Here is a 3,798-nt window from a genome sequence, read left to right on the forward strand (position 1 = left end):
ATGTTCGCCAGGCGATGCCCAGACTCCTGCGCAAACAAAAAGCCCCGGATTGCTCCGGGGCCTTTGTCGTCATGATGTCAGGTGCTTACACCGAGTAATACATGTCGTATTCGACGGGGTGCGGGGTCATTTCGAGGCGCATGACCTCGGCCATCTTCAACTCGATGAACGAGTCGATCTGGTCGTCGTCGAAGACGCCGCCGGCCTTGAGGAAGCCGCGGTCCTTGTCGAGGCTCTGGAGTGCTTCGCGCAAGCTGCCGCAGACGGTCGGGATCTTCTTCAGCTCCTTGGCCGRCAGGTCGTAGAGATCCTTGTCCATCGGCTGGCCGGGGTGGATCTTGTTCTTGATGCCGTCGAGGCCGGCCATCAGCAGGGCTGCGAAGCAGAGATAGGGGTTCGCGCCCGGATCGGGGAAGCGGACCTCGACGCGCTTGGCCTTCGGCGAATTGCCGAACGGAATGCGGCAGGAGGCCGAACGGTTGCGCGCGGAATAGGCGAGCAGAACGGGCGCCTCATAACCCGGCACCAGACGCTTGTAGGAGTTGGTCAGCGGGTTGGTGAACGCGTTGATCGCCTTGGCGTGCTTGATGATGCCGCCGATGAAATAGAGGCAGCTTTCCGAAAGCCCGGCATATTCGTTGCCAGCGAAGGTCGGCTTCCCACCCTTCCAGATCGACATATGGACGTGCATGCCTGAGCCGTTGTCGCCGAAGATCGGCTTTGGCATGAAGGTGGCCGTCTTGCCGTAGGCATTGGCAACCTGATGCACGACATACTTGTAGATCAGCATCTTGTCGGCGTTGCGGACCAGCGTGTCGAACTTAATGCCGAGTTCGTGCTGGGCGGCCGCCACCTCGTGGTGGTGCTTTTCGACGCGCACGCCCATCTCGGACAGCACGGTCAGCATTTCCGAGCGCATGTCCTGGCAGCTGTCGATCGGCGGCACCGGGAAATAGCCGCCCTTGACGCGCGGACGGTGGCCAAGGTTGCCGGTCTCGTAGTCGGTGTCGTCGTTGGACGGCAGTTCGGTCGAGTCGAGCTTGAAGCTGGTGTTGTAAGGGTCGGCCTTGTACTTGACGTCGTCGAAGACGAAGAATTCGGCTTCCGGGCCGACGAAGATGGTGTCGCCGATGCCTTCGGCCTTGAGATAGGCCTCGGCCTTCTTGGCGATGCCGCGCGGATCGCGGTTATAGGCCTCGCCCGAAACCGGGTCGAGAATGTCGCACAGGATGACCATGGTCGACTGGGCAAAGAACGGGTCCATGTGGACCGTGTCCATGTCGGGCATAAGCACCATGTCGGACTCGTTGATGGCCTTCCAGCCGATGATCGACGAACCGTCGAACATGACGCCGTCGGCGAACATCTCTTCTTCGACTTCGGCGATGTCCATGGTGACGTGATGGAGCTTGCCCTTCGGATCGGTGAAGCGCAGGTCGACGAACTTCACGTCGTTGTCCTTGATCTGCTTCATGATGTCTTTGGCTGTCGTCATAATGTTTCCCTGTGACGTTTGGATGAGAATGAACTGATGCGAGGTCAGATGGCGTCTATGCCGGTCTCGCCGGTGCGGATGCGCACGACTTCCTCGATGTTGGAGACAAAAATCTTGCCGTCGCCGATGCGGCCGGTCTGGGCCGCCTTGCGAATCGCTTCGATGGCGGCTTCCACCGATTCGTCGCCGAGCACGACTTCGATCTTCACCTTGGGCAAAAAGTCGACGACGTATTCGGCGCCGCGATAGAGCTCGGTATGGCCCTTCTGGCGGCCAAAACCCTTGGCTTCGGTGACCGTGATGCCTTGCAGGCCGGCTTCCTGAAGCGCTTCCTTCACTTCGTCGAGCTTGAACGGCTTGATGATCGCTTCGATCYTTTTCATGCGAATATGGCCTCCGATGCCGTAACTCAGGGGTGATGCACCCACTCGCGCATCTTTCAAGCACGAAGCGTGCCAAGTCGAGTGGCTGCGATGACTTTGTTCGGTTTGCCCAGGTGGCAGCCGAAGACGCGGCGATTGGAGCCGATTTCAGCCGGCTGGTCGAGATGCGCACAAAATTTCATCGCTTCGCGCGTTGCTCGTCTGCACAAAAAATCAGCAAAATGCTCATGATTTGTACACCGTGAGCCAGGCGCATTGCCGTTTGGGTGGGATGCGGCGGCGTGCTAACTCTCAAGCATCTCTCAGAAACGACCCGGGATGGCCGCCATGGCGTTTGAACTTCTGACCCCAAGCGAGATGGCCGAAGCCGACCGGTTGACGATCGCTGCCGGGCCGGTGGATGGCATCGGCCTTATGCGACGGGCAGGGGCTGCCATCGCCGATGTTGTCCAAATACGGTTTTCCGGCGCGCAGGCGGTTCATGTGTTGTGCGGGCCGGGCAACAATGGCGGCGACGGTTATGTCGTTGCGCGCCTGCTTGCCGAAAGCGGCGTCGATGTCAGGCTTTTTGCTACCGCCAGCCCGCGCGTCGGCAGCGATGCGGCACTGGCTGCCGCCGAATGCCCGGTCGCGGTTCGGCCTCTTGCAGCGTTCGCACCCGAGGCCGGCTCTGTGGTGGTCGATGCGCTCTACGGTGCGGGGCTGTCCAAAGCGCTGACGGCTGATGTGTTGGCGGCGATCGTGCGGACGACCGAAGCGGGCGTGCCCGTCGTGGCGGTAGACCTGCCGTCGGGTGTGTCGGGGACGTCGGGCGAGGTCCTGGGCGACGCGGTCACGGCCACCGTGACCGTGACCTTTGCACGCAAGAAGCCGGGGCACCTGCTGTTTCCCGGCCGGTCGTTTTGTGGCGAAATCAGTGTCGCCGACATCGGCATCTCTGACGCCACCATTGCGGCCACAGGCACGCGCTGCTTCGAAAACGATCCGGCATGGTGGCAACATCTGTTTCCCGCGCCGGCAAACGATGCCCACAAATACAGCCGCGGCCATGTCGGCGTCTTCTCAGGCGGCCCGTCGGCAACAGGTGCCGCGCGCCTGTCGGCGATGGCTGCGGCACGGACGGGCGCCGGTGCGGTCACGGTTCTGTCGCCGGGCACAGCATTGGCCGCCAACGCTGCCCACCTGACCTCGATCATTCTCCGGCGTTCCGACACGCTTGCCGATGCGTTGGCTTTTCTCGGCGCGCGCAAGCCCGAGGTTCTGGTCTACGGCCCCGGCCTTGGCCCCGAGCCGGAGGTCGGCCGTTTCGCGCTTGAACTGATGTCGGTTGCCGAGGGGCGGTTTGGCGCGCTGGTGCTCGATGCCGACGGCATCACCTCGCTGTCACATCAGCGCGCGGCTTTTTTTGAGGCGGCGAAACGGCCGAATGCACCAAGCCTTGTGCTGACGCCGCATCACGGCGAGTTCGGCCGCTTGTTTCCCGATATTGCAGCAGACGGCAAGCTTTCCAAGCTGGAGCGGGCGCGAGCGGCTGCAAAACGCGGCCATGCAACCATCATCTACAAGGGCCCGGACACGGTGATTGCCGCCCCAGACGGGCGGGCGGCGATCAATACCAACGGCACGCCGCTTCTGGCGACCGCCGGCTCGGGCGACGTGCTGTCGGGCATCGTTGCCGCACTTCTGGCGCAGGCGATGCCACCCTTCGAGGCCGCATGCGCTGCAGTATGGATGCATGCCGAGGCAGCGCGCCGTTTTGGGCCCGGGTTGATCGCTGAAGATCTGCCGCTGGCACTGAGGGAGGTGCTGCGTTCTCTTCTTGTCGAATAGTGGAAGAATGAGAGGCCGCACTCCACGTTGCCCCCTCTGGCCTGCCGGCCATCTCCCCCTCAGGTGGGGAGATTGGCAGCTTCGGCGCCT

The 3,798-nt window shown here is 62.3% G+C and carries 3 protein-coding genes; 1 reads left to right on the forward strand and 2 read right to left on the reverse strand.

Annotated features, from left to right (window positions below; all coding sequences use genetic code 11):
- Positions 1 to 85: 85 nt before the first annotated feature.
- Positions 86 to 1,495: a type I glutamate--ammonia ligase gene (glnA, locus tag AC1DUU_RS25925; protein ID WP_476786240.1), complete on the reverse strand. Its 1,410-nt coding sequence runs from the start codon at positions 1,493 to 1,495 to the stop codon at positions 86 to 88.
- Positions 1,496 to 1,539: 44 nt separating this feature from the next.
- A complete protein-coding gene (locus AC1DUU_RS25930) occupies positions 1,540 to 1,878 on the reverse strand; it encodes a P-II family nitrogen regulator (protein ID WP_476786241.1) in 339 nt (112 codons plus the stop codon).
- Positions 1,879 to 2,205: 327 nt separating this feature from the next.
- Here AC1DUU_RS25930 and AC1DUU_RS25935 point away from each other — a divergent pair, with 327 nt between their 5' ends.
- On the forward strand, positions 2,206 to 3,708 hold the full coding sequence (locus AC1DUU_RS25935) for an NAD(P)H-hydrate dehydratase (RefSeq protein WP_476786242.1): 1,503 nt from the start codon (positions 2,206 to 2,208) through the stop codon (positions 3,706 to 3,708).
- Positions 3,709 to 3,798 lie beyond the last annotated feature (90 nt).

It is taken from the genome of Aminobacter sp. P4_H6_2, assembly GCF_056400805.1.